We start from the raw sequence: 25,529 nt of genomic DNA on the forward strand, positions 1-25,529 counted from the left end.
CAGAAGACGGTAGCATGGTGGGCCGCCCGGGTCGGCGGGTCAAATCGGCGCGACGCTTCCCCGGTGTCGCGGTCAGTTGTGCGCCTGGATGAAGTTGCGCACCTGCGGGTAGATCTGCGACTCCCAGCGCCGCCCCGCGAAGACCCCGTAATGGCCGACGCCCGCCTGGAGGTGATGGGTCCGCATGTAGGGGGCGAGGTCCGAGCAGAGATCATGGGCCGCCATGGTCTGGCCGACCGCGCAGATGTCGTCGCGCTCGCCCTCGACGGTCATCAGGGCGGTGCGGCGGATTGCTCGCAGGTCGATCGGCTCCCCCCGATAGCTCACCGCATTCCGAGCCAGGGCGTGATCCTGGAACACGGTCTTGACCGTTTCCAGGTAGAATTCGGCCGCGAGATCGAGCACGGCGAAATACTCGTCGTAGAAGGTCTCGATCGCCTCGGCTTTCTCGCGCTCGCCGTTGGCCATGTGCCAGAAGAGATCGGCGTGACCCTGGATATGGCGCTTGGCGTTCATCGCCATGAATGCCGAGACCTGCATGAAGCCCGGATACACCTTGCGGCCGGCGCCCTTGTGGCGCGTCGGGACCGTCGCGATCAGGTTCTTCTCGAACCAGTCGATGGGCTTTGAGGTCGCGAGTGCGTTCACGCCCGTCGGGTTGATGCGGCAATCCACCGGGCCGGCCATCAGGGTCATGCTGCGCGGGGCGGCGGGATCCTTCGCCTGCGCCATCGCGGCTGCCGCCACGAGGGCCTGAACGGCGGGCTGGCAGACCGCCACCATGTGGGCGCCTTCACCCATCGTCTGCAGGAAGTGGATCAGGTGGCCCACGTAGTCGTCGAAACCGAACTGGCCTTCCGACAGCGGCACGTCGCGGGCATTGTGCCAGTCGGTGATGTAGACGTCGTGGTCGGGCAGCATGGTGCGCACGGTGGCGCGGAGCAGCGTGGCGAAATGGCCCGACATCGGCGCGACCATCAGCACCTTGGGCTGCTCGGTGTGAATGTCCTTCTTGAAGTGCAGCAGCGTCCCGAACGGCGTGACCTCGACCGGCTCCTCTGAGACCGGGACGCTCCGGTTCCCGACGTTGACCGTCTCGATGCCGTAGGGCGGCCGGGCGAAGGTCAGACCGGCGCGCATCATCATCCGGGCGCCGGCGGACATCCAGGTGACCGGCTCGCCCAACCCGATCCAGGGCGACCAGATGTCGTTCAGCAGCCGGCCCCATGCCCGGGTCTGGGCAGCGATGTCGGTCTGCAGGTCGAACGCGTCGTACAGCATCGGGCAGGCACTCGCTGGAGCCCTGCCCGGCACGCGGGCCATCGGGGCGGCAAAGGTGGCGGATGCCGGGGTTTGAATTGCATCAGCTTGGCCGTGCAGGATGGGTCCCGTTCCCGGAGGCGGCAACTGTCCGAGCGGCGGATGCGAACAAGAAAAATCGTGACGTGGCTTTGATGCACCAGACCAAATCGCGGCCGGGCGCGACGGCACGGACACCGCCGACGCGCCGGGCCGCGTCAGGACGCGCGCCGGACGACCGTGCGGGGTTCGCCTTCGGTCCGGCGATGCTCGCAGGCGATCTTGAGATACCGGTCGCTGCCCCCCGGCAACCCGGCCTGGGCTGCCATCGTCTGGGCGTGCATCAGGCACTCCATCGGCGTATGCGCCGGGGCGATGATGACGTCCAGGGCGGTGTCGCGGGAGCAATCCTGAGCCAGAAGCGTACCGGCACAGACCAAGGCAACAGAGAGCAGTTCCGACATGACGGACCTCAGCTTCGAGCGATCGAAAGGTCCGCGGGGTGCTCTGGCGTGCGAGCCGCCGCGTTGTCGTTGCCTGAGTGCTTCCTCCCGGTTGCCGGACCCTTCAAGCACGTCGTGTGCCAGTTGGGCGGACGGCGGAATACTTGATCTGCGCGCCCTCAGTCGCGGGACGACAGCCAGTGCGTTTCCGGTTCGTCGGCGGGCAGGAGGGCCGCGACGGCGTCGAGATCGACGACGTACCGCTCGGTGAGACGCTGCCACATCTCGACCGGCGACGTGACCTGCGGCCGGAGCCCGTCGAGGGCACGGGCGAGCAGGGCCGTGGTTACCAGCGTCGGGCGCTGCAGGAGCGGATCAGCGTTCAGCATCGATGTCGATCCCCTTCGGAGGACAACACTCTCAGCCGCACGTAGTTAACGGTCGGTTACGGTCGCGGACGAGGTCTTGCTCTAAGCTTGCCAGATCGCCGGGCCGCACCTCTAGTCTGGCTTGCCGCGGCGCGATCACAGTGCCGGCCGCGGCGCCCGGTCGGCCAACTCTTGCCGGCGGGCGGGCGGGGGTATCCCGGATCATGACCCGGGCCGGCCAGGGTCTGGGAGATCTGCCGAAGCCCCTCCGAGTTCACAAGCCCGACCCCATCCCTTATCAGGCGGGTGGATCGAGCCTGTCCCGGCCGACGAAGGGCCGCCGCGCAGGGCGCGCACGGCTCCGGTCGATTGTGCGAACGGAACATCATGGACGCCAAACCTGAAGCGATCGGCGCGACGCAGGGGCCGACGGCGCGACTTGTGCTCGCCTCCGCTTCGCCGCGCCGCCTCGCGCTGCTGCAGCAGATCGGCATCGAACCGGCGGCTCTCCTGCCGGCCGAGATCGACGAGACGCCCCGCAAGGCCGAGCCGCCCCGCGAACTGGCACGCCGCCTCGCCCGGACGAAGCTCGCGACGGCCGAGGCGGCGCTGCACCTCCAGGACACCACCACGCCCACTTGGCTCCTGTCGGCCGATACGGTTGTGGCGGTCGGGCGTCGGGTCCTGCCGAAGGCCGAGATCCCCGACGAGGCCGCGGATTGCCTGCGCCTGCTCTCCGGACGTCAGCATCGCGTCTACACGGCGGTGTGCGTCCTCTCGCCCCGCGGGCGCAGGGAGCGGATCGTGGAGACCCGCGTCCGATTCAAGCGGCTCTCGGGCCGCGATATCCAGGGCTACGTGGCGTCGGGCGAATGGCGCGGGAAAGCCGGCGGCTACGCGATCCAGGGCCTGGCGGGGGCGTTCGTCGTCAAACTGGTCGGCTCCTACAGCGCCGTGGTCGGGCTGCCCCTCTACGAGACCCTGAGCCTCCTCGACGGGGAGGGGTATCCCGTGCGGGCTGGCTGGGGCGCCCTGGCATGAGAAGCGAGCGCCGGCCGCCCTGTCCGATCTGTCGGCAACCGTCCACACCGGAATTCCAGCCGTTCTGTTCTCAGCGGTGTGCCGACGTCGATCTCGGACGGTGGCTCAACGAGCGCTACGCGATCCCCGAGGACCTCGATTCCGACGAGGTTCCGCCCGAGCCCGATCCGGAGCGATGAAATTTTCCGGCATTTCCGTCATGCCGACGTCACGGCAAGGCTGGACAGGCCGCGAAGCACTGACTATACCCCGCGGCGTCCGAGGCCGAAACCGGCGCGGACGACGCCCAGGTAGCTCAGTTGGTAGAGCATGCGACTGAAAATCGCAGTGTCGGTGGTTCGATTCCGCCCCTGGGCACCATCTTCCCGCTGAGTGCCCGCTCCGGTAACGGTTAGCGAAAACGGCGCCACGTTATCTTCATACCGATAGATCCAGACTGCAGTTTCGCGACGGCTTGGCTTTGGCTTTCGACGGCCGGCGATACGTCGGGCAGGGCGACAGCGCGCCCTCGTTAGCTCGGAAGCCTGCGCTCTCCCGCCCGGTTCAGCGAGTCTCCGCATCCCGCAGATGCAGATAGGCCGGATCGAACCCGGCCGCGGCCTGCAGCCCCGGCCAGTCGTGGACGGTCAGGCGGCGGTCGCGCAGCGTGATCAGCCCGGCCGATTTGAGATCCCGGATCGTGCGATTGACGTGAACGGACGTTATGCCGAGGGCGTCTGCGAGTTCGGGCTGCGTCATGGGCAGCTCGCAGGTCCGATCCGGCGCAAGCCCGACCGCGCCGAGGCGGGTCACGAGTTCGCAGAACAGGTGGGCCATCCGCGCGTAGGCGTCGCGGCGACCGGTGTTGAGCATCCACTCGCGGACCAGAGCGGCGTCGATGAGGGTGGCGCGCCAGAAGACCTCGGTGAGGCGCGGATGCGCACGCATCAGCCCGCGGACCGCCTCATGCGAAACGAAGCCGAGCCTGCAGGCGCTGACCGTGGCGATGTTGATGTCGAGCACCTCCAGATACAGGCTCTGGAAATCGGGCACATCGCCCGGCACGTGGTAGGTCATCACCTGCCGCTTGCCGGCCAGCGTCGACTTGTAAGTGCAGGCGATCCCGCTGAGCAGGGTGAAGCTTCGGGTCGGGCGGTCGCCCTCCCGAACGATGTCCTGATTGGGCTCGAACTGCGCCACCTGCATCGGCAGCGCGACGAGGGCGGCCCGCTCCGCATCGCTGAGCGTGAACAGGGCGACGGTCTCGATCCGGCGCAGGAAAGGTTGTCGGCTTGCTTGGTGCGGTGTCTCGAACATTGCGCCTCGGCCGTCCGGCGGCACCGGCCAGCATTTCGCAGTCGGCAATTCACCGTCTGCCATCCACGGCAAGGATAGGGCCGACGGCCGGGCCCGGCCAGAGCGGCAGGGCTGCTCGCCCGCAGCCGCGGGGGTCGGGGTGGTGGCCGGGGCTGCGCGCCGGGCCTCGGTGAAACCCGGGACTGGAATTCTCCGCCCCATCCGCGCACAGAGATCAGGCGGCGCAGTCGCCGCACAGCCTGACGGAAAGCCCGATGAAGACGGCAGATCTCGCCCCGCACGCGCACCAGGTCCTGCGCGACGCGACCCTGCCCGAGCTGCCGAACCATTATCGCGGCAAGGTCCGGGACAATTACGACCTGCCCGACGGCCGGCGCATCCTCATCACCTCGGACCGGATCAGCGCCTTCGACCGGGCGCTCGCGGCGATCCCCTTCAAGGGCCAGGTCCTGACCCAGACCGCGCGCTACTGGTTCGAGCAGACCGCCGACATCTGCCCGAACCACGTCATCGCCTATCCCGACCCGAACGTGGTCGTGGGCCGGCGTCTGGAGATCCTGCCGGTGGAGGTGGTGGTTCGGGGCTACCTCGCCGGCACCACCTCCACGTCGGTCCTGACGCGCTACCGCGCCGGGGAGCGGGACATGTACGGCCACCGTTTCCCGGATGGCATGCGGCCGAACGAGCGTCTGCCGGAGGCGATCATCACGCCGACCACCAAGGCGTTCGACGGTGGCCACGACGAACCGCTGACCGAGACCGAGATTCTGGAACGCGGGCTGCTCACGTCCGAGCAGTGGCGCACCGTGTCCGACGCGGCGCTGGCGCTGTTCGCCCGCGGCACGGCGCTGGCGGCCGAGCGCGGTCTCATCCTGGCCGACACGAAATACGAGTTCGGCACCGATCCCGAAGGCCGGATCGTCCTCGCCGACGAGATCCATACGCCCGACAGCAGCCGGTACTGGTTCGCGCAGAGCTATCCGGAGCGCTTCGCCGCGGGTTCCGCGCCGGGGAGCTTCGACAAGGATTTCGTGCGCAATTGGGTCGTCGCCCGCTGCGATCCGTACAAGGACCCGATTCCGGAGATTCCCGCGGAGGTCGTCCTGGAGACGGCCGCGGTCTACATCCGCGCCTACGAGACGATCACGGGGGCGCGCTTCATCCTGCCGGATCCGAGCGAGGAGCCCTTGGAGCGCATCCGGCGCAACATCGCCGCCTATCTCGCGGGCTCCCCGCAGTCCTGAGGGGAGGGCGGCGCGCGCGGCGCCGCACTCCGTCGAGAGGATCAGGCCGCGGCCGCGATCGGGGCCGGCGAGGGCGCATCCATGGCGCGCAGGTAGACGTCGAGGAGCGTCTCCTGCTCGTCGCGCTCATCCTTGTCCTGCTTGCGGATCTTCAGGATCTCCTTGAGCACCTTGACGTCGAGACCCTCGCCCTTGGCCTCGGCGAAGACCTCCTTCTTGGCCTCCATCAGGTCCTTGATCTCCTCCTCCAGCCGTTCCACGCGCTCGATGATCGAGCGGATGCGGTCGCCCGCGACGCCCACGGTGTCGGTCATGTCGGTCATGCATTCCCTTGTCGGATGACGGCGGCACCCTCGCCGGGACAGGGTAAGCGACCGGTTAAGGACGGCCCGGCGCGTGGACCCGGCTCTCGATCCAGCCGACGATCGCATCCGCCACCGCATCGCTGTTCGATTCCAGCATCATCATGTGACCGTTGCCGTGGATGCCGTGCTCGGCGAGCGCCAGCCGGTCCGGTTTCGCGCCCGCCTGGGCCAGGAATGCAGCCGTGCAATCATCCATGGTGGCGCGGAACGAGGCTTCGGCGGTGACGAGCACGGCGGGCACGCGGGCGAGGTTCGGCAGCGTTCGAGCGGGCTCGGCCTGAAGCCAGCAACGGATCTTGTCGGGTGCGGCGGCGCGGTCGTCCTGAACGACCGTCAAATCGGCCGGGCTGCTCACGGGGGGCTCGAAATGCAGCGGCACCCGGGTGATGCCGTAGGGCCGGGCCCGCGCCTCCCCGACGCGCTCGTACCAATCGGCGCCGCCCTTGAAGCGGATGTCGAAGAAGGTCGGCCCGTTGGGCTCGACGGCGACATGCGCCTTCACGAGGTCGGGGCGTTGATCGGAAACCGCCCAGCCGAAGACGCCGGCCTGCGAATGCGTCAGCAGGATCGCGGGGCCGATCTTCTCCAGAAGGGCGATCAGGGCCGGATCGACCAGTTCCTCGCTCTTCAGCGCGCTGGCGATGTAGGGCACCTGGGACAGGTAGAACTGGTCGAAGGCGGCGTTGCCGCGCACCCCCGGGCCCCCCGGCCACTGGCTGTGCAGCTTCGCCTGCGGGTAGAGCGGGACGCGTTCCTGCCCGGTGAACACCGTCTCCAGATCCTCGACGGGCAGGCGGGCATAGGGTCCGTAGGTCTCCGGATCGCCGCCCGAGCGGCCACGCCCGACCTGATCCACGACGTAGACCGTGAAACCCTTGGCGGCGAAGCGGTCAGCCCAGCCAGGCCGTCCGTCCGGCGTGCCGAGGAAGTTGGTCCCGGTCTGGGCGGTGCCGTGCACCAGGACGATCGGATAGGGCTGCGTCACCCGCGCCGGTGCGCGATACTCCACGAACATCTGCCCGGAGGCCGTGGTCTTGCCTGCCGCCGTCGCGGAGCGGCCGCCGACGAAGAAATAGCCCGCGGGCTGTTTCGGCTTGAACGGCGTGTCGCCGGAGCCCCCCTCGGTGGCCTCGGATGCCGAAGCGATTGCGAGGCAGAGCAGAGTCAGTGCCCCGGCGGCGGCCTTCCTGAGCATGGCGTCCTCCCGCGGACGTCTGGCGCGTCCGGCGGGAGGCATATCAGCGTGAAAGTCGGGCCCGGTCCAGCCGGACGGCCCACCGATCAGGCGTGTGCGAGGCCGCGCTTCTTCCCCAGCGCCTCCTCGACGGTGCCGGCGCCGTCGAGATAGCCGTGGACCTTGGGGTTCGGCATGATCAGCGAGGCCACGAAGGCGATCGCCATCAGGACGGTGACGTACCAGAAGAACGTGCTCTCCATCCCGTTGTCCTTGAACCACAGGGCGACGAACTCGGCGGTGCCGCCGAAGGTGGCGTTGGCCACCGCGTAGGAGAGGCCGACTCCGAGGGCGCGGATGTTGGTCGGGAACAGCTCCGCTTTCACGATGCCGCTGATGCCCGTGTAGAACGAGACGACCGCGAGCCCGAGGGTGATCAGCGCGAAAGCCAGATAGGGATCCTTGTTGGTGCCGAGCGCCGTCATCAGCGGCACCACCATGAGTGTGCCGAGGCCGCTGTAGAGCAGCATGTTCGCCTTGCGGCCGATCTTGTCGGACAGCGCGCCGAAGATCGGCTGGATGATCATGTAGACGAACAGCACCACCGTCATCGTCTGCGACGCCGAGGTCTTCGGCATGCCGGCGGTGTTGACGAGATACTTCTGCATATACGTCGTGAAGGTATAGAAGCTCAGGGAGCCGCCCGCCGTGTAGGCCACGACGACCAGGAACGCCCGCCAGTGCTTCGACAGCTCGGCGAAGGTGCCGGCGGTCTCCTTGTCACTGCTGTCCTTCGTCTCGGCCAGGGAGCGTCGCAGATAGAGTGCGACGACCGCCAGCCCGGCGCCGATGAAGAACGGGATGCGCCAGCCCCAGGCGGTCAGTTCCGGGCCGGTCATCACCGCCTGGAGCAGGACCAGGACCAGCGAGGCCAGAAGCTGGCCACCGATCAGCGTGACGTACTGGAAGGAGGCGAAGAAACCGCGCCGGCCCTTGATCGCGACTTCGCTCATGTAGGTTGCAGAGGTGCCGTATTCGCCGCCGACGGACAGTCCTTGGAGCATGCGGGCGAGGAGCAGCAGCACCGGGGCCAGGGTACCGACATGCTCGTAGGTCGGCAGGATGCCGATCAGCAGCGAGCCGAAGCACATCAGCAGCACCGAGACGACCATCGAGGTCCGGCGTCCGACACGATCGGCGATGCGCCCGAACAGCCAGCCGCCGACCGGTCGCATGAAGAAGCCGACCGCGAAGATGCCCGCGGTCTGGAGGAGCTGGCTGGTGGAATCGCCCTTCGGAAAGAAGGCCGGCGCGAAGTAGAGGGCGAAGAACGCGTAACAGTAGAAATCGTACCATTCGACGAGATTGCCCGAGGACGATCCGACGATGGCCCAGATGCGGCGCTTGCGGTCTGCGGCGTCATCGTGGGCGCTCGGTGCGATACCGATCGTATCGTCGCGCGAGGCGGACATGGCGTCTCCGTCGATCAATCTCGATGCCGGCCTGGGCCGGTCTCTACTTGGTGCGGCGCGACGTTACAGGTGACGGGCCTGATCGCAAGACCGTGAGCGGACTTAGCCGAGGACAGCGCGCGCGGGTGTCACCGGCCGCATGGCCACGACGCCGCGGGACGGAACGGTTCGCCCCGAGGCCCGTTGCGGGCCGGCATGGGCGTCGGGGATTGTCCGACGGCCGCAGGAGGAGAGGCCATGAAGCGCATTCTGAGAGACACGGTTGCGGCGGCCATCGTCGTGGCCGGAGCGGCAACGGCATTCGCGCAGGGCGGCCCAGGCGGCGGGGGCGGCCCCGGCGGCGGCGGACCCGGCGGTCCCGGTGGAGCTGCCGGCGCGGGCGCCGGTCCGGCCGGTGGCGGCGGTGCTGGCGGCGGCGCTGGCGGCGGGATGCGGGGCGGTGCCGGCGGCGCGGACGGCGGCGCGATGCGCGGGCCAGGCGGTGCCGAGGGCGGTCCGCGCGGCGCCGAGCCGGGTGGACCGGCGGGTCGTGGTGCCGAGGGACCGGGCCGCCCGGATGGCGCCGCCGAGCGCGACGGATCGTCCGGTCGGGCCGGCCCGGCCGCGAAGCCCGATGCCGGTGATCGCGGTGATCGCGGTGACCGGGGCGAGCGCGGTGCCCGTGAACCCGGTGCCGGCGGCGAGCGCGGCAATCGCGACGCAGCCGGCCCCGATCGGGGCGGCCGCGGTCCGGCTGGCGAGCGGGGCGGACGTGCCGGCGCCCGCGAGGGCGGCGCCGTTCGCGGTGCGGTCGGCCGCCTCGATACCCGGCAGCGGACCGAGTTCCGCAGCTCGATCACCCGCCTGGGCGTGTCGCCGCTCCGGGACGTGGCCTTCGGTCTCGCGGTCGGCACCGCGATCCCGCGGTCGGTGACCCTGCACCGGCTGCCGCCGGCGATCATCTCGATCGTGCCGGAATACGAGGGCTACGAGTTCATCCTCGTGCGCGACGACATCGTGATCATCGACCCCGACACCTACGAGATCGTGGACGTGATCCCGGCCTAATGCCTGGCCGCGCGTCGGTCGAAACGGCTCTTCCGGCCGCCGACACACCGGCGCAAGCAAAGCACACGATCATCACCGTCGATCCGGTCCGCGCCCGACAAGGCGCGGACCGGCTTTGCGCGGGAAATGGTGTCGCGCCCGATCGACGTCCTGATCCATGCCATCCACGATCTGATAAAAAGAACACAGACGCCACAGGTCGCGGGTTAGGTTTGAATTAGGCCTCGTCAGGCGCGACTCCTGAAGATCGGGGTGTGCATGTCGATTGAAATCGGTGGCTTTTCTGGAGCGGCACGCCGTGGACGCGTCGGGATATCGGGTCGCGCGACACTCCTGATTCTCGCGATCGTATCGGCGGCCCTCGTCGCCTGTTCGTCCTATCTGTACCTGTCCCAGTCCAGCACCCTGCAGGGCGACGTTGACGCCAACATGTCGAGCTTGAGCGGATCTGCCGCCCGCAGTGTCGGCAACTGGCTGCGCGGCAAGCTCGATCTGACGCAGATGATGGCTCAGCAGATCACCGCTGGCGGCCGTGAGTCGGACACGGATCGTGTGCTCGACGCGCCCATCATCCGCGACTCGTTCTACGTCAGCTTCTTCGGGCGTCCGGACGGGTTCTACACCAAGATGCCCAAGGCCGAGATTCCGCCGGGTTACGATCCGTGTCAGCGTCCGTGGTACAAGCAGGCCGCCGCGACGGACGGCCCGATCCTGACCGAGCCGTACATCTCCGCCAGTCGCGGCACCTTCATCATCACGGCGGCGGCGCCGGTGAAGGATGCGGCGCACGGTCTCGGCGGCGTGGTCGGAAGCGATTTCGACGTCTCGGCTCTTGCCCGGATGATCACCGAGGTCGCGCCGGGTGACGGCGGTTATGCCTATCTGGTGTCGGGCGCTGGCACGATCCTGATCCACCCGCGGGCCGCGTTCATCGGCAAGCCCCTGTCGGAGCTGATCGACGGTCCGGTTCCCGGCATCGCCGCCGGTCGGGCGGCGGACACGCGCGAGGCGGGACGGTCCGTCCGCACGGTCTTCGCACGCGTCCCAAACCTGCCGCCGGCGCTCGACTGGTACATCGCGCTTTCGGTCGACCACGCCACCGCGTTCGCACCCATCACGCACCTCGCGCAGAACTTGGCCATCGCAACCGCGATCACGCTGCTTCTGCTGGCCGTCACCGTCAGCCGGATGATGGCCGCGACTGTCACACATCCCCTAGATCGACTTGTCGAAGTCCTACAGCGCATGAGCCTCGGCGACCTCGATACCGAGATCGCCGAGGCCAGGCGCCGGGACGAGATCGGGATGGTCGGGCGGGCGGTCGAGGGTATCAAGGCCGTTGTGGCGCAGAAGGCACGTGAGCAGGAAGAGGCTCGGCGCTCGGCCGAGGCGGCGGCCGCAGCGGAGCGCAAGCGGGCCATGACGGCGCTCGCCGATGGTTTCGAAGAGGCCGTGGGCACGATCGTCGGTTCGGTGTCGTCGGCAGCGTCCGAGCTTCACGCCACCGCCCAAGCCCTGACAAACACCGCCACGCAGGCCGCGGCACGATCCAGCAGCGTCGCTGCGGCCGCCGACCAAGCCTCGACCAGCGTCCGCACCGTCGCGGTTGCGGCCGAGGAGCTCGGCGCGAGCGTGCGCGAGATCGCCGGGCAGGTCGCAGGCTCGTCACGCCTCGCCCGGACGGCCGTGGACGAGGCCGACGAGACGGGACACCGCGTGCAGGCGCTGTCGGAGGCGGTATCCCGGATCAGCGACGCAGCCGGGCTGATCGCCTCGATCGCCGCGCAGACCAACCTGCTGGCCCTCAACGCCACCATCGAGGCCGCGCGGGCCGGCGAGGCCGGGCTCGGCTTCGCCGTGGTGGCGGCCGAAGTGAAGGATCTGGCTGCGCAGACCGCCCGCGCCACCGAGGAGATCAACGATCATATCGCGCGCGTCCAGGGCTCCACCGGCGAAGCCACCCGGGCACTCGACGGTATCGTCACGCGGATCCGGGACATCAACGCGGTCGCCGCGGCCGTCGCCGCCTCGATCGAGGAGCAGGGGGCGGCCACGCAGGAGATCGTCCGCAACGTGACCCAGGCGTCAGACGGGACCGCGGACGTGACGGTGAATATCGCCGGGGTGGCCGGAGCCGCCGCGCAAACGGGCGAGGCCGCGCGACAGGTCCTGGGCTCCGCATCGGATCTGTCGCAGCACTCCGCGCGCCTCGGTGTCGAGGTCGCACGATTCCTGGATTCGGTTCGGGCGGCCTGAGGCCCGACAGGACCTACCGGCCGCCGTCCAGAAGCTTCGACACCACCCGCGCCGTATAATCCACCATCGGCACGATGCGCGCGTAGTTGAGGCGGGTCGGACCGATGACCCCGACCACGCCGACGATCTTCTGCGATCCGTCGCGGAACGGCGCCGCGATCAGCGATGACCCCGAGAGGGAGAACAGCTTGTTCTCGGAGCCGATGAAGATACGCACGCCCTCGCCGCCCTCGGCACGGGCCAGCAGGTCGATGACGTCCTTCTGGGTCTCCAGGTCGTTGAACAGCAGGCGGATCCGCTCCAGATCCTCGACCGCGCGCAGGTCGTCGAGCAGGTTGGCCTGGCCGCGAACGATCAATTGGCGCGCTTCCGTCGGCCCCACCGGCGTTGCGAGCCCCGCATCGACGAGGCGTTCGGTGATCGCGTCGAGCTCGCGCTTCATGGCCTTGCGGCCGGCCTCGATCTCGGCGCGCAGCGACCCCAGGGTGCGGCCCTGCAGGCGCGCGTTGAGGAAGTTCGTGGCCTCCTGAAGCGCACCCGCCGGAAGTCCGGGCGGCAGATCGACGATGCGGTTCTCGACGGAGCCGTCATCCGAGACGAGGATGACGAGGGCGCGGGCCGGATCGAGCCGCACGAACTCGATGTGCTTCAGATTGACGTTGGCCTTGGTGGTCAGCACCACGCCGGCCCCCCGCGAGACGCCCGACAGCATGGTCGAGGCCTCGGCCAAGGCGGAATCGAACGTGTGGCCCGAGGCTGCGGCCCGCATCTGTGCCTCGATGCGCGCCTGCTCGTCCTGGCTGACGTCGCCGAGTTCCAGCATCGCGTCGACGAAGAAACGCAGCCCGAGTTCGGTCGGGAGGCGTCCGGCCGAGGTATGCGGCGCGAAGATCAGGCCGGAATGCTCCAGATCCGCCATCACGTTCCGGATCGAGGCCGGCGACAGCGCCATCGGGAGGATCCGAGCGAGATTCCGGGAGCCCACCGGCTCGCCGGTCGTGAGATAGCTCTCGACGATCTGCCGGAAGATCTCGCGGGCGCGCTCATTGAGGGCGGCGAGGGCCTGCATGGATTGGCCGTTGGCAAAGTTGGGACTGGGGTGTGTCACGCGGTCATCCTGTAGTCCGATCATGCGCAACCGACCCGCGCGGATCAATCCGTACGGCGATGCTTGCCCGTGATGTCGCGGCGGCCTAAGAGCCCGGCCCTCGACACTCTCGACAGAAGGGGCCCGCGATGCGGCCTTCCAAGCGTGCCGCCGACGAGTTGCGGCCCGTGAGCCTGGAGCGCGCGGTCTCGCGCTACGCAGAAGGCTCGTGCCTCGTCAGCTTCGGAAATACCCGGGTGCTCTGCACCGCGTCGCTCGAAGAGCGTTCGCCCCCGTGGCTGCGCGGCTCGGGCAAGGGCTGGGTCACGGCGGAGTACGCCATGCTCCCGCGTGCGACGCACGAACGCACCCGCCGCGAGGTTGGTTCCGGGAAGCCGTCGGGTCGAACGCAGGAAATTCAGCGGCTGATCGGCCGGTCCCTCCGGGCGGTCACGAACCAGCCGGCCATGGGCGAGCGTCAGGTGACGATCGATTGCGACGTCATCCAGGCCGATGGCGGCACCCGGACGGCGGCCATCACCGGCGCCTGGGTGGCGCTGCACGATTGCTTCGCCTGGATGCGGACGCGCTCGATCATCTCGGTCGATCCCCTGCGCGACCATGTCGCTGCCGTCTCGTGCGGCCTGTACAAGGGCATGCCGGTCCTCGATCTCGATTACGCCGAGGATTCCGCCGCCGAGACCGACGCCAATTTCGTGCTCACCGGGCGCGGCGGCATCGTGGAGGTGCAGGGCACCGCCGAGATGGAGCCCTTCACCCAGGAGCAGCTTCTCGAACTTCTCGGCCTCGCCCGCGCCGGCACCGAGCGGCTGGTCGCCCTGCAGAAGGAGGCCATCGCGTGAGCCGCCGCCTGACCGGGAAGGTGGTCATCGCCACGCACAATGCCGGCAAGCTCACCGAGATGCGCGAGCTGCTCGCGCCGTTCGGGGTCGAGGCGGTGTCGGCCGGCGAACTCGGGCTGCCCGAGCCCGAGGAAACCGGCACGATATTCGCCGAGAATGCCGCCATCAAGGCGAAGGCGGCGGCCGACGCCACCGGACTGCCCGCCTTCGCGGACGATTCCGGCCTGTGCGTCGACGCCCTCGACGGAGCACCGGGCATCTTCTCGGCCCGCTGGGCCGGCCCGAACAAGGATTTCGCGGCCGCGATGGCGCGGATCTTCGCCGAGCTCGACGACCGTGGCGCGGCCGACCGGCGGGCCCATTTCGTCTCGGCCCTGGTCCTGGCTTGGCCGGACGGCCACACCGAGCTGTTCGAAGGGCGGGTGTTCGGCGACGTCGTGGCGGCGCGGGGCACCGCCGGCTTCGGTTACGACCCGATCTTTCGGCCGGACGGGCACGCGCGCACCTTCGGCGAGATGAGCGCCGAGGAGAAGCACGGCGTCGACTGGCAGAAGGGTCAGGGGCTCTCGCACCGGGCCCGGGCCTTCGTGGCGTTGAGCCGGGCCTGTCTGGCCTCCGGTTCCTGATTGCCAAACGGCGCGGTCGCGCTCACATCCCGGTCATCATGGTATCGACCGGCCCGGACCATCCGACCCGCGACGTGGGTTTCGGAATCTACCTGCACTGGCCCTTCTGCGCGGCGAAGTGCCCGTATTGCGACTTCAACAGCCACGTCCGCCACGCGGGCGTGGACGAGCCGCGCTTCCTCGCGGCATTCCGGGCCGAGATCGCCCACACGGCCGCCCGCACCCCGGGGCGGACCGTCACCAGCATCTTCCTCGGCGGCGGGACACCCTCGCTGATGCAGCCCGCGACCGTGGCGGGCCTGCTCGACGCCGTCGCGGAACACTGGCCGGTGGCTCAAGGCGCCGAGGTCACCCTCGAGGCCAATCCGTCGAGCGTCGAGGCCGGGCGCTTCCGGGGTTACCGCGCCGCCGGGGTCAACCGGGTTTCCCTCGGCATCCAGGCCCTCGACGACGCGTCGCTTCGGACCCTCGGGCGCCTGCACGACGCCGCACAGGCCCTGGAGGCGATCACGCTGGCGCAGTCGGCCTTCGAGCGGACCTCCTTCGACCTGATCTATGCCCGGCCCGGACAGACTCCGGCGCTGTGGCGGGCGGAGCTGAAAGCGGCGCTGGCGCGGGCCGCAGAGCATCTCTCGCTCTACCAGCTCACCATCGAGCCGGGGACGCCGTTCTACGGCCTCGCCGCCGCCGGCAAACTGGTGACGCCGGACGACGAGGTCGGACGCGCCCTCTACGACGTCACCCAGGAACTTTGTGCAGAGGCCGGCCTGCCGGCTTATGAAATCTCGAACCACGCCCGGCCCGGGGCGGAGTCGCGGCACAACCTGCTCTATTGGCGCTACGGCGAGTATGCCGGCATCGGTCCCGGCGCGCACGGGCGGCTCGTGACGGCGGGGGGACGGATCGGGACCGTCACCGAGCGGTCGCCGGAAGCCTGGCTGGCCCGGGTCGAGCGCGAAGGACATGCCGTCGTCGAGACCGAAACGCTCACGGCCGCCGACCAGGCCGACGAGTTCTTGGTGATGGGGCTTCGCCTTCGCGAGGGCATCGATCCGGATCGCTACGCTGCCCTCAAGGGCCGGCCGCTGAACGGCAACCGCATCGGCATGCTGATCGGCGATGGCGTGCTGGAGCGGCTTCCCGGCGGCCGCATCGCCGCGACCGCCAAGGGGGCGCCGGTGCTCAATGCCCTGGTTGCCGAACTTGCGGCCTGATCAGATCCCGGGCTTTGCCAGCACCCGCGGCGCGGGGCTGACGGGTATCGCGGCATTGTTGCGGATCTCATAGACCGCCAGGGACCGCTCGCTCTGCCCATCCGGCCGGAAGCGGAAGGTCCCGTCGATGCCGGCGAAGCCGGAGCCATTCGTGAGGGTGGTCTCCGCGAAGCGCTGCGAGCCGTAGCGTCGGGACAGGGCGGCCGCGAGCATCACCGCATCATAGGCCAGGGATGCGACGCGCGGCGGAACGGCGCCGAACCGGGCTTGGTAGCGGCCGCTGAAATTCGAGAACCCGGTGCGGTCCGGCGAGGCGAAGCGGCCGCCCTGCAAGGCGGGAAGGGCGAAGAGCGACGGCTCGTTCCAGAGGGCGGTGCCGATGGGGCGTATCCGGGCGGGCGAGAACCCCGCCTTGGTCAGCGCCGCGGCCACGCCCGGCAGCGCATCGGCGGTTTCGGGGATGAACAGCGCGTCGGCGGTGGCGCCCGGCCCTGCGATGACCCGGGTCAGCCGTTCCACCGCCGGACCCGGCGCGCCGGCCGGGTAGCGTTCGACGGCGGCGACCCGCGCGCCCTTCCGGGCAACGGCCTCCCGGAACTCCGCCTCCACGGCATTGCCGTAGGCCGTCTCGGGGATCAGAGCCGCGAAGGAGCGTTTTCCGCCGGCGACGGAATCCTCGACCACGCGGTCCACCTCCGGTTGCGGCAGGAAGCTCAGGAGGTAGACGCCCCGGCTGGCCACGGTCACGTCGGTCGAGAAGCCGACCACCGGCTTGCCCGCCGCTCTGGCCGCGGCCGCAGCCGTCTGAACATTGCCGGCGAAGAGCGGACCGAGCACGATCTCGGCCCCCTGGCGCAGCGCCTCCTGCGTCGCGTCCCGGGCGCCGTCCGGGCTGCCTCGGTCATCTTCCACCAGGAGCGTCAGGTCGGGTTGCTCTGCCTCGTCGTAGGCGAGTTGTGCCGCGTTGCGCATGGCGGCACCCACCGTTGCCCCCTGGCCGGTCAGCGGCAGCACGAGGGCGACCTTGACGGCTCCGGAGCCGATGCGCCCGGTGCCACCCGCCGCCGGCATCGGCGGCCCTGCGGGTGCGGGTGGCAGTGCCCCGGGAACGGCCGCTGGCGGCGTCAGCTCGGCCTGTGGCGCCGTCGCGCGCCGAGCGATGTCGGTGCCGAGGCAGCCGCCCAGTGACAGCAGGACGGCGCACAGCGCAGCGGTCGGGGCGGTGACGCGCACGAGACGGTCCCGCATGCTCGTCGGGCGCGCCATCGCGCGGACTCCTCTCGGCAGGCACCGCAGCCTGACGATCGGAATCCGAATTGTAAACGCGGAGCGGCAGAGTTGCCCCCGGTCGGACGCCTTCACCGCGACGGGAGACGGCCGGTGTGGCAAGATCACCGATGATGACACGCCGATTCGATGCCCCGGGGCCCGCCGCCCCGCCCCGAGCTCCGTCCCCGAAGCTCGCCCCCGATCGGCCGCGCAACACCACCTTCACGGCCTTCGGTCTGGCGAGCGAGACCGAGCCCCTGTCGCCGGGCCTGCACATTGTGGCGACTCCCATCGGGAACCTGCGCGACATCACCATCCGGGCCCTGTCCACCCTGGCGGCCGCGGATGCGGTCCTGGCCGAGGACACCCGCGTCACCCGGAACCTGCTGGCGCATTACGGGATCACGACACCGCTGCTCGCCTATCACGAGCATTCAAACGATGCCGTGCGGGAGCGGATGATCGCGCGGCTGCGCGCCGGCGAAGCCCTGGCTCTCGTCTCGGATGCCGGGACGCCGCTGGTCTCGGATCCCGGCTACAAGTTGGTCCAGGCCGCGATCGAGGCGGGGATCGCCATCACGCCGGTTCCGGGCCCGTCGGCGGTGATGACGGCCTTGGTCGCGGCAGGTCTGCCGACCGATCGTTTCTTCTTTGAGGGCTTCCTTCCGCAGAAGGCCGGCGCCCGGCGCAACCGCCTGGAGGCACTGGTTCAGGTTCCCGGCACGCTGGTCCTGTTCGAATCGCCGCATCGCCTGCCCGACATGCTGGCCGATGCCGCTGCGGTGCTCGGCCCGGAGCGCCCGGCCGCCGTGACACGGGAATTGACCAAGCTCTACGAAACCATCCGACGCGATACCTTGGGCAGCCTGAGCGAGCGCTTCGCCCAGGAAGGACCGCCCAAGGGTGAGATCGTGGTGATCATCGGTGCGGCGACGACGCCGGAGCGAACGATTGATGCGGATGCCGCCCTCGACGCGCTGATCCTGTCGGCGCTGGAGCGGCACTCGATCAAGGATGCCGCCAGCCTCGTCGCTGACGAGACCGGACAGCCGCGGCGTCAGGTCTATTCGCGGGCGCTGGCTTTGGCGCGGGGCCAGGGATGAACGGGGCTGTGCCGGACCGGACCGGCCGGCGCCGCGCCGCCTATCGGCGCGGCCACCACGCCGAATGGCTGGCGCTGGCCGCACTGATGCTCAAGGGCTACTGGCCGATCGGCCGGCGCGTGAGCATGGCCGGGGGCGAGATCGACCTCGTCGTCCAGCGCTGGAACACCATCGTGTTCGTGGAGGTGAAGGCGCGTGCCAAGCGTGACGACGCGCGGGAAGCGATCGATGCCGCCAAGCGGCGGCGCTTCTCCCGCGCGGTCAGGGCGTGGATCGGGCGCAACGCGTGGTGTGCCGGTGCGACGTTCCGTGCCGACGCCGTTTTCGTCGGGGCCCGCGGGTGGCCGGCCCATCTCGAGCAGGTCTTCACGATCGAAGGGCTCTGAAGCCGCGGTCAGGAACCGCGGCGTCTCGCCTCACCCGACAGCCGCCGTGCTGGGGACGCGCCGGTTACCCGGCGTGCGTCAGGCGCGGGCGGCCCGGATCGCGCCGATCAGCGTGCGCTTGAGATCGGCTTGGCTGAAGGGCTTCTGAACGACGGGCCGGTCGCGGAACGGCTCGCGGATGCCCGCGCCGCCGTACCCGGTGGAGAAGACCAGCGGCAGGTCGCGCTTGGCGATGGCCTCGGCCACGGGATAGATCGGCTCGCCCGCCACGTTCACGTCGAGGATGGCGACCTCGAACGCTTCCTGCGACGCCATTTCCAGCGCGGAGGAGAGCCGTGCGGCCGGCCCGACTACGGCACAGCCGAAATCGAGGAGCATGTCCTCCAGAAGCATGGAGATCGCGGCCTCGTCCTCGACGACGAGAACGCGGACACCGTTGAGAACGTCGTCGTTGGAGTCAGCAATCACGCCGGGCCGTCTTCCCTTCGAACGCCCCGTTTCCGGGGATTATGCCGTGCGGTCGGTCGAGCCCCGCGCACCGCGACAGCAGCGCTCGTATGAACGAGCGCGGCCCGAAGGATGGCCCGCGAGACAACCTGTGGCGTCGCCCGTATTCCGCAACGTGTCAAGCGTTCCCGGCCCGTTCCGATGGCACGACCGCGCGCTATGTTAACGCCTGATACATTTTTGTCCGCCCGGCAACCGGGCGGATCGAAGCCGGGTGATCAGTCTTCCTTGAAGACGACCTCAGCACCGCGCGTGACATGCGCGGCAAGGTCGCGGGCATTCCAATTGGTCAGCCGGATGCACCCATGGGATTCGGTCTTGCCGACCTTCTCGGGCTCAGGCGTTCCGTGGATGCCGTAGCTCGGGATCGCCAGATCGATCCAGACCAGACCGACCGGGTTGTTGGGACCGGATTGGATGGTGAACTTGTGCTGCGCTTTCACGCCCTTGAATGCGTATTTCGGATTGTACGTGTAGTCGGGATCGAACGCGACGCCCTTCACCTTGGTGTCGCCGCTCGGCGCTGGCTTCTCGGAGCTGCCGATCGAGGCGGGGTAGTAGGCCAGCAGCTTTCCGTCGGCGCCGAAGGCCCGGACGTCGCGGCTCGCCTTGCCGACCTCGATGCGCTCGACCTTCGGACTTTCGGGGAGGTCCTTGGCCTTCGGCTTGTCGGTCCCCATCGGCTCGACGGCCGCCACGGCGATGACCGTGCCGGCCTTGTCCAGGGACTTGCCGGGATTGAGCGCGCTGACGAGGTCACGGCCCATGTGGAAGCGCTCTGCGAGCATCTCCCGGGCATTGGTGTACCCCAACGTCTTGAGATCGGCCTGCTGCTCCATCTTGGGCGGGATCCGCTCGACATAGGGCCCCGAGGCGTCGGATTCGGTGATCGTATAGTCCGTGACGACGGGCTTATCGCTCGTCGCCTGGAGCTTGTCCCAAACCTCAGGATTCAGGCTCTGCGTCGCCGGAAGCCCCTGCGCCACAGCGAAGGCGGAGAGCGCGCGTTTATAATTTTCGCCGGTCCGGCCGTCGATCGCGCCGGGATAGAAATGCGCCCGGTCGAGCAGCACCTGCGCCTTGACGACCAGCGGGTCGGGCTTCTCCGCGGACGCAGCGGCCCGGCGCGCCTTCGTGTTCGGCTTGGCATCCCGATCCTTGCCCGCTTCCGGGGGCGCCAGGGCGGCGGCGTTCACGGTGTCGGCGGTGAGCGCCGGCGGCTGCGCCGCTTCGGTCTTCCGGTCTTTCTCGGGCTTGGCCGCCGCGCCTTGCACGACGAGACAGCTCGCCACGAGAGCCGCGCCAACGGGCCGCCAGGATTTTGGGATCATCGACGTCGCAATTCCGGAGAGCGGAGGCGCTCCCGTGCCAAAAAGCGCCGAGCCGGCCGGAACGTTCCACGCGAGGCTACTCGCACAGCCGGTGGCCCGCATTGCGCTCCCGCTGGTCCACATGAAGATGGTTGGCGTGGGCGGCGTTCGAACCCGGCCCCAGGACCGTGCGGAAGAAGCCGCAGGCCTTGGTGCGCACCGCGCCCAGGAACTGCGCCTCCTCGGAGCCGTCCGGCATCGCCTTCACGGGGATGCTTGCGCGTCCGGCGAAGGCGAAGCCCATGATGTCGGCGGCATTGGCGAAGGCATGTTCGCTCAGCTTGGCATCGATGTCGTGATTCTGGCCTCGGCAGACATAGGAGCCGCCCAGTTCAAGGGCGGTCAGGGGATGCTTCAACGTCCGCTCGGCCTCGACCTGCACCTCGGTGACCCAGCGCGCCAGGGCTTCGGCGGCCCGGCAGGTCAAGGTCGCGCCCTGCGGCAGCGCCACGCCGTCGGCGAATTTCGTCACCTTGAGCGGCAGCGGAGCGGTGCATTGCCCTTCCGCGATGGGCGCCAGCGGCTCGAAATCGACGCCGAGTCGCTTCAGGCGCGTCCGGCAGGCCGTATCGTCCGGCGGCGAGACCTTCAGGGCCAGGGCCGCCCCGCCGGACAGTTCCGGCGGGCGCTCGGGCGGCGCGGGTGGCGGCGTCGGGATCTCGGGTTTGGACGCCTCCTTCGCGAAGTCCTTCGAGCCTTCCTTCGGGCCTTCCTTCGCGGATTCAAAGGCCTTTTCCCGGCCGGGATCCTTGACCGGCTCCTTCGCCGGCTCCGCGACGGCAGGCTTCAGTTCCGGAGGCCGGGCCGGCGGGGTCGGCGGCGCCGGCTCCGCAATGGGTGGCTTCAGCGTCTCAGGGCGTTCGGGCGGCAGGGGCGGGGGCGTCGGCACCGAGGCGGCGGGCGTTTCGGCGGCCCCGACCGGATCGGCGGCGAGCAGGCCGAGCGCCAATGCAAGGGCCACCCCGGCGCGCATGACGGACGGAGGGCGGATCGACAGAGTGCGTCCCGGCATGGGGCCTCGAAGCGTGGGCGTTGGCCTCTACAACGGACGAGACGCCATTCGGATCGCGCCCATGTGGTTGACGGACCCGTCGAACGGGCCACTGTCTTTCCGATCGCGCCGGCAGACCCCATGTCGGCGCACCGGCGGCGCGGACAGACGCGGCGTCGCGTGGACGTATCGTTGAGGACCGCATGTCGGACGCAGCTGATGCCGGGCTCCCGAGCCTGCCGCAGGACAATCCCTTCCGCGAGGCGCATTGGAGCACCCCGCACGGCCTTCCGCCGTTCGAGCGGATCCAACCGCAGCACTACGGGCCGGCCTTCGCAGCGGCGCTAGAGGCCCACGCTTCCGAGATTCGCGTGATCGCGAGCCAGGACGCTCCGGCCACCTTCGGCAACACCGTGGAGGCCATGGAGCGGGCCGGCCTCGCCCTCGAGCGCGTCGCCGGCGTCTTCTACAATCTGACCGGCAGCCATACGAATCCGGAGCTTCAGGCCATCGAGCGCGAGATCGGCCCCAAGCTCGCCCGGCATGGAAGCGCCATCTACCTGAATCCCGAGCTCTGGTCCCGGATCTCGGCGATCGCACCCGAGGGCCTGGAGCCGGAGGAGCGCCGGGTCCTCGACCGATACCGGATCCGCTTCCGGCGGTCGGGGGCCGATCTCGCGCCCGAGGACAAGGCCCGTATGGCGGAGATCGCGGCACGCCTGTCGGAACTCGGCACCCGGTTCAGCCAGAACCTCCTGGCCGACGAGAGCAGCTTCATCCTGCCGCTTCGGGGCGAGGAGGATCTGGCCGGCCTGCCGCCGTTCCTGCGGGCCGCCGCCGAGAGCGCCGCCAAGGAGCGCGGCCTCGACGGGCACGTTATCACTCTGTCGCGCTCGCTGATCGAGCCCTTCCTGGTATTCTCGACCCGGCGCGACCTGCGCGAGCGCGCCTATGCGGCCTGGACCCGGCGCGGCGAGAGCGGCGGCGAGACCGACAACCGTGCGATCCTCGCCGAGATCATCCGATTGCGCGCGGAGCGGGCGCGGCTTCTCGGGTTCGCGAGCTTCGCCCATTTCGCCCTCGACGACACGATGGCGGCGAGTCCCGAAGCGGCGACCGGGCTCTTGCGCGACGTCTGGACGCCCGCCCGGGCGCGGGCGGCCGAAGAGCGGGACCGCCTCCAGGCGACGATCCAGGCCGAAGGCCACAACTTCGCGCTCCAGGCGCACGATTGGCGGCACTACGCCGAGAAGGTGCGTCGCGCCGAGCACGACCTCGACGAGAGTGAGATCAAGGCCTACCTGCCGTTGGAGCGGATGATCGAGGCGGCGTTCGACACGGCCTCCCGGCTGTTCGGCCTGACCTTCACGGAACTCTCCGACGTCCCCCGGTATCATCCCGATGTCCGGGTCTGGCGGGTCGGCAATCCCGACGGGTCCGAGGTGGGCCTCTTCCTCGGCGATTATTTCGCCCGGGCCTCGAAGCGGTCCGGCGCCTGGATGAGCGCATTCCGCTCGCAGGAGCGCCTGAACGGCCCGATCACGCCGATCATCGTCAACGTGATGAATTTCGCCAAGGCGCCGGACGGCGAGAGCACGCTGCTGTCCTTCGACGACGCACGCACCCTGTTCCACGAATTCGGCCACGCCCTGCATGGTCTGCTATCGGACGTGACCTACCCGCTCCTGTCCGGGACGGCCGTGTCGCGGGACTTCGTCGAACTGCCCTCGCAGCTCTACGAACATTGGCTGGAGCAGCCGGAGGTCCTACGCGCCCACGCGCGGCATCATCGGACCGGCGAGCCCATGCCCGACGCCCTGCTGCAGAAGCTGCTGGCGGCACGGACCTTCAACCAGGGTTTCGCCACGGTGGAGTACACCGCCTCGGCCATCGTCGACATGACGCTGCACCTCTCGGCGGAGGGCGAGGCCGGGCTCGACGTCCCCGTCTTCGAGTCCGAAGCGTTGCGGCGGATCAGCATGCCAGCCGAGATCAGCATGCGGCACCGGACACCGCACTTCGCCCACATCTTCTCGGGGGATGGCTACGCGGCCGGGTACTACAGCTATCTCTGGTCGGAGGTGCTCGATGCGGACGCGTTCGACGCGTTCCGCGAAGCGGGCGACATCTTCGATCCGGAGACGGCCAAGCGGCTGCGGACCTTCGTGTACGGTGCCGGCAACCTGCGCGATCCGCGCGAGGCCTACACGGCCTTCCGCGGGCGGATGCCCAGCATCGAGCCGCTGTTGAAGAAGCGCGGGCTGGCGGCCTGAGCCGCGCGCCCACGGTAAGGGTTTCGTAAACAAACGTCCTTAACGAACGCTTGCAGCGCGAGGCCGCGTGCGGAGTTCGGGGCGATGACGAAGATCCAAGCCAAGCAGGCCGTTTCCGAGGGCATCTCGCCGGCGGATCTGCTCAAAGCTGTGGTGACCGGAAAGGCGGAAGTTGCCTCGGCGGCGACCGCGTCCGTGGAGCCTCCCGCGGGCAAGGGCTTCGCTCATCCGTTCCTGTCGCGCCTCGATCATAAGCGGCTCGCGCTCCCGGGCGCGGCTTTGGCCGTCGGCGCAATATTGGGCGGGAGCGTGATGGTGCTCTCCCGCCCGGCAGCCGTTCGGCCCGATGCGATTGCGGCTCTCGAAACCACGCTCGATGCCGGCCGGACCGAAACCGTTCGGCTGGCCGGCGACATCGCGCAGCTCCACACCGTCCTCGCCGACCTTCGCGCCTCAACCGACGCCGCGCGGAAAGAGGCCGCGAACCGCAGCAGCGCCCTCGGCGAGCGTCTGGCGCAGGTGGACAAGAGTCTCAATGCCAAGGTCGCGGCTCTCGGCGAGCGCCTCGAGCAGGTCGAGCGCGAGCACACCGCCCGGCTCACCGGCCTTGCCGCGCAGCTTGAGCGCCGGACAGCCGCGACACCGGTCGCCGCGAAGGCAGAGCCGACCCAGACGGGAAGCATCGGCGAGCCCGCCCGCGCCAGCGAGGGGAAGCCCGAGGTCAAGGTGGCGGACGCCAAGGCAGGCGAGGCCAAGGCAGGCGAGGCCAAGATTGGCGAGACCAAGCCGAAACCGGCGGCCTTCGACAGGCCCCCGGTGATCGAAGGTTGGGCTCTGCGGGACGTCTACGAGGGCACGGCGGTTTTGGAGAATCGCCGTCGCCGCCTGGTCGAGGTCTCGCCCGGCGACATCCTTCCGGGCGTCGGTCGCGTGGAAGGCGTCGAGCGACACGGACGGGAATGGGTGGTCGTGACGCGCCAGGGTCTCGTCACGTCGCAGCCCTGGTAGGCTGACCGAATCCGAACAGCCTCAGCGGCTGGGACAGCCGGTCGGGGCCAGTTCGCCGGGCGCAATCGGGAAACGCGGCTCGATCGTCATCGGATCGGCCAAGGCCGCCGCGCGCTCCGCCCGTTGGCGCCCGTGCCTCAGAGCGCGGGTCTGCGCCGCGCGGGTCGGATGCAGGATGGCAGCGAGCAGGGTCTGCCCTTCAAACTCGCTGTCCAGGTTTTTGGCTTCGAAGACGGGCATGGCCGGCCTGCTTGAGAGCGGAACTGGACACTGCCAAAGGCGTCGATCCAGCCCGCATCCCTAATAACGGGGATCGCGTGGACAGGTTCCGTCAAGCTTTCGCCTCGAAACCTCTTTTTTACCTTCGTCCAGGCGGCACCCGAATGCAGTGCGACCGCGCACATCGATGGGCGTCAGACGAATTGGTTCAAGCCGGGGATCGAGCCGATGATCGGGCCCATCGCGTCCTCGCCCACCTTCTCGCGACCGAAAGCGAACAGCTCCTGGCCGAGGGGCTGCATCTGACCCATCGGGACACCGGCGGCCATCAGTTTCTGACCCAAAGCCATGACGCCGCCGCCGCCCATCATGCCGCCGAGCATGCCCATCAGACCGCCGCCGCCGCTCTCGCCGGCATTCGACTCGGCGATCAGGGACTCGGAGCCCGGCAGGGCAGCCAGGAGTTGACCGACCTCGGTCGCCGGCCCTTCCTTCTGCAGGAAGGCCAGGATGTGCCCGATGGCGGTCTGAGCGGTCGCGGCGTCGAGCCCGGTGCGGGTGGTAACGCGGGCGAGCAGTTCTTCCATGGTGATGATCTCTTCGGAACG

At 69.2% G+C, this 25,529-nt stretch carries 27 protein-coding genes and 1 tRNA gene; 13 read left to right on the top strand and 15 right to left on the bottom strand.

Annotation, left to right across the window (positions count from 1 at the left end):
- Positions 1-72: 72 nt before the first annotated feature.
- From PQI07_RS17530 to PQI07_RS17540, 3 genes are all read right to left on the bottom strand, one after another.
- On the bottom strand, positions 73-1,281 hold the full coding sequence (locus PQI07_RS17530) for a polyhydroxyalkanoate depolymerase (RefSeq protein ID WP_043380107.1): 1,209 nt from the start codon (positions 1,279-1,281) through the stop codon (positions 73-75).
- A 236-nt stretch (positions 1,282-1,517) separates the two neighbouring features.
- On the bottom strand, positions 1,518-1,763 hold the full coding sequence (locus tag PQI07_RS17535) for a hypothetical protein (protein ID WP_043347682.1): 246 nt from the start codon (positions 1,761-1,763) through the stop codon (positions 1,518-1,520).
- 158 nt (positions 1,764-1,921) lie between these two features.
- Positions 1,922-2,131 carry a hypothetical protein gene (locus tag PQI07_RS17540; protein ID WP_043347681.1) on the bottom strand — a complete coding sequence of 70 codons (210 nt, stop codon included), beginning with the start codon at positions 2,129-2,131 and terminating at the stop codon, positions 1,922-1,924.
- A 366-nt stretch (positions 2,132-2,497) separates the two neighbouring features.
- Between PQI07_RS17540 and PQI07_RS17545 the strand changes: the two genes are divergently transcribed.
- The 3 genes from PQI07_RS17545 to PQI07_RS17555 all read left to right on the top strand — a co-directional run bounded on the left by PQI07_RS17545 (position 2,498) and on the right by PQI07_RS17555 (position 3,511).
- Positions 2,498-3,151, top strand: a complete 654-nt coding sequence (locus PQI07_RS17545; RefSeq protein WP_043380104.1) for a Maf-like protein — start codon at positions 2,498-2,500, stop codon at positions 3,149-3,151.
- Entirely contained in the window at positions 3,148-3,330 is a 183-nt protein-coding gene (locus PQI07_RS17550; protein WP_075380462.1) for a DNA gyrase inhibitor YacG, read from the top strand. The genes PQI07_RS17545 and PQI07_RS17550 overlap by 4 nt, the downstream gene beginning before the upstream one ends.
- 105 nt (positions 3,331-3,435) lie before the next feature.
- Positions 3,436-3,511 (top strand) — tRNA-Phe (locus tag PQI07_RS17555).
- Positions 3,512-3,694: 183 nt separating this feature from the next.
- Here PQI07_RS17555 and PQI07_RS17560 read toward each other — a convergent pair.
- Positions 3,695-4,447 carry a Crp/Fnr family transcriptional regulator gene (locus PQI07_RS17560; protein WP_043347678.1) on the bottom strand — a complete coding sequence of 251 codons (753 nt, stop codon included), beginning with the start codon at positions 4,445-4,447 and terminating at the stop codon, positions 3,695-3,697.
- 254 nt (positions 4,448-4,701) lie between these two features.
- Here PQI07_RS17560 and PQI07_RS17565 point away from each other — a divergent pair, with 254 nt between their 5' ends.
- Positions 4,702-5,691, top strand: a complete 990-nt coding sequence (locus tag PQI07_RS17565; protein WP_274927078.1) for a phosphoribosylaminoimidazolesuccinocarboxamide synthase — start codon at positions 4,702-4,704, stop codon at positions 5,689-5,691.
- Between the two features lie 41 nt (positions 5,692-5,732).
- Here the strand turns inward: PQI07_RS17565 and PQI07_RS17570 are convergent, their stop codons facing one another.
- From PQI07_RS17570 to PQI07_RS37720, 4 genes are all read right to left on the bottom strand, one after another.
- The gene (locus tag PQI07_RS17570) at positions 5,733-6,014 is read right to left on the bottom strand and encodes a DUF2312 domain-containing protein (protein ID WP_020091862.1); all 282 of its coding nucleotides are present in this window, start codon (positions 6,012-6,014) and stop codon (positions 5,733-5,735) included.
- 55 nt (positions 6,015-6,069) lie between these two features.
- Positions 6,070-7,251 carry an alpha/beta hydrolase gene (locus PQI07_RS17575; RefSeq protein ID WP_274927079.1) on the bottom strand — a complete coding sequence of 394 codons (1,182 nt, stop codon included), beginning with the start codon at positions 7,249-7,251 and terminating at the stop codon, positions 6,070-6,072.
- An 86-nt stretch (positions 7,252-7,337) separates the two neighbouring features.
- Positions 7,338-8,702, bottom strand: a complete 1,365-nt coding sequence (locus PQI07_RS17580; RefSeq protein ID WP_043758154.1) for an MFS family transporter — start codon at positions 8,700-8,702, stop codon at positions 7,338-7,340.
- A 102-nt stretch (positions 8,703-8,804) separates the two neighbouring features.
- A complete protein-coding gene (locus PQI07_RS37720; protein ID WP_342462478.1) occupies positions 8,805-9,623 on the bottom strand; it encodes a hypothetical protein in 819 nt (272 codons plus the stop codon).
- On the opposite strand from PQI07_RS37720, the gene PQI07_RS37725 reads away from it, so the two are divergent.
- Both PQI07_RS37725 and PQI07_RS17590 read left to right on the top strand, forming a co-directional pair.
- Positions 9,612-9,749: a DUF1236 domain-containing protein gene (locus PQI07_RS37725; protein WP_335633083.1), complete on the top strand. Its 138-nt coding sequence runs from the start codon at positions 9,612-9,614 to the stop codon at positions 9,747-9,749. The two genes, PQI07_RS37720 and PQI07_RS37725, sit on opposite strands and share 12 nt — an antisense overlap.
- A gap of 258 nt (positions 9,750-10,007) precedes the next feature.
- Complete coding sequence (locus PQI07_RS17590; protein WP_274927080.1) at positions 10,008-12,005, top strand: methyl-accepting chemotaxis protein; 1,998 nt, start codon at positions 10,008-10,010, stop codon at positions 12,003-12,005.
- Between the two features lie 13 nt (positions 12,006-12,018).
- Here PQI07_RS17590 and hrcA read toward each other — a convergent pair whose 3' ends face one another.
- Entirely contained in the window at positions 12,019-13,074 is a 1,056-nt protein-coding gene (hrcA, locus tag PQI07_RS17595; protein WP_085987606.1) for a heat-inducible transcriptional repressor HrcA, read from the bottom strand.
- A 167-nt stretch (positions 13,075-13,241) separates the two neighbouring features.
- Here hrcA and rph point away from each other — a divergent pair, with 167 nt between their 5' ends.
- From rph to hemW, 3 genes are read left to right on the top strand one after another with little or no spacing between them, the layout of a single operon-like run.
- Positions 13,242-13,955, top strand: coding sequence for a ribonuclease PH (gene rph, locus PQI07_RS17600; RefSeq protein ID WP_274927081.1), 714 nt, complete (start codon positions 13,242-13,244; stop codon positions 13,953-13,955).
- On the top strand, positions 13,952-14,581 hold the full coding sequence (gene rdgB / locus PQI07_RS17605; protein WP_274927082.1) for an RdgB/HAM1 family non-canonical purine NTP pyrophosphatase: 630 nt from the start codon (positions 13,952-13,954) through the stop codon (positions 14,579-14,581). The genes rph and rdgB overlap by 4 nt, the downstream gene beginning before the upstream one ends.
- 38 nt (positions 14,582-14,619) lie before the next feature.
- Positions 14,620-15,795: a radical SAM family heme chaperone HemW gene (gene hemW / locus PQI07_RS17610; protein ID WP_043380088.1), complete on the top strand. Its 1,176-nt coding sequence runs from the start codon at positions 14,620-14,622 to the stop codon at positions 15,793-15,795.
- On the opposite strand, the gene PQI07_RS17615 is transcribed toward hemW, so the two are convergent.
- Entirely contained in the window at positions 15,796-17,061 is a 1,266-nt protein-coding gene (locus tag PQI07_RS17615) for a penicillin-binding protein activator (protein ID WP_179696824.1), read from the bottom strand.
- Between the two features lie 134 nt (positions 17,062-17,195).
- Between PQI07_RS17615 and rsmI the strand changes: the two genes are divergently transcribed.
- Both rsmI and PQI07_RS17625 read left to right on the top strand, forming a co-directional pair.
- A complete protein-coding gene (rsmI, locus tag PQI07_RS17620; RefSeq protein ID WP_043380193.1) occupies positions 17,196-18,167 on the top strand; it encodes a 16S rRNA (cytidine(1402)-2'-O)-methyltransferase in 972 nt (323 codons plus the stop codon).
- Positions 18,164-18,553 carry a YraN family protein gene (locus PQI07_RS17625; RefSeq protein WP_274927083.1) on the top strand — a complete coding sequence of 130 codons (390 nt, stop codon included), beginning with the start codon at positions 18,164-18,166 and terminating at the stop codon, positions 18,551-18,553. The genes rsmI and PQI07_RS17625 overlap by 4 nt, the downstream gene beginning before the upstream one ends.
- A gap of 78 nt (positions 18,554-18,631) precedes the next feature.
- Here the strand turns inward: PQI07_RS17625 and PQI07_RS17630 are convergent, their stop codons facing one another.
- From PQI07_RS17630 to PQI07_RS17640, 3 genes are all read right to left on the bottom strand, one after another.
- Entirely contained in the window at positions 18,632-19,021 is a 390-nt protein-coding gene (locus PQI07_RS17630) for a response regulator (protein WP_043345829.1), read from the bottom strand.
- A gap of 257 nt (positions 19,022-19,278) precedes the next feature.
- A complete protein-coding gene (locus PQI07_RS17635) occupies positions 19,279-20,391 on the bottom strand; it encodes a L,D-transpeptidase family protein (RefSeq protein ID WP_043380085.1) in 1,113 nt (370 codons plus the stop codon).
- A gap of 76 nt (positions 20,392-20,467) precedes the next feature.
- The gene (locus tag PQI07_RS17640) at positions 20,468-21,442 is read right to left on the bottom strand and encodes an extensin family protein (RefSeq protein WP_182591641.1); all 975 of its coding nucleotides are present in this window, start codon (positions 21,440-21,442) and stop codon (positions 20,468-20,470) included.
- A gap of 182 nt (positions 21,443-21,624) precedes the next feature.
- On the opposite strand from PQI07_RS17640, the gene PQI07_RS17645 reads away from it, so the two are divergent.
- Entirely contained in the window at positions 21,625-23,694 is a 2,070-nt protein-coding gene (locus tag PQI07_RS17645) for a M3 family metallopeptidase (protein WP_274927084.1), read from the top strand.
- A gap of 84 nt (positions 23,695-23,778) precedes the next feature.
- Positions 23,779-24,702, top strand: coding sequence for a hypothetical protein (locus PQI07_RS17650; RefSeq protein ID WP_274927085.1), 924 nt, complete (start codon positions 23,779-23,781; stop codon positions 24,700-24,702).
- A 21-nt stretch (positions 24,703-24,723) separates the two neighbouring features.
- On the opposite strand, the gene PQI07_RS17655 is transcribed toward PQI07_RS17650, so the two are convergent.
- Both PQI07_RS17655 and PQI07_RS17660 read right to left on the bottom strand, forming a co-directional pair.
- A complete protein-coding gene (locus tag PQI07_RS17655) occupies positions 24,724-24,942 on the bottom strand; it encodes a hypothetical protein (RefSeq protein WP_043345819.1) in 219 nt (72 codons plus the stop codon).
- Between the two features lie 173 nt (positions 24,943-25,115).
- Entirely contained in the window at positions 25,116-25,508 is a 393-nt protein-coding gene (locus PQI07_RS17660) for a DUF2267 domain-containing protein (RefSeq protein WP_043345824.1), read from the bottom strand.
- Positions 25,509-25,529: the final 21 nt, after the last annotated feature.

It is taken from the genome of Methylobacterium sp. 092160098-2 (assembly GCF_028920805.1).
GTDB lineage: Bacteria > Pseudomonadota > Alphaproteobacteria > Rhizobiales > Beijerinckiaceae > Methylobacterium > Methylobacterium fujisawaense.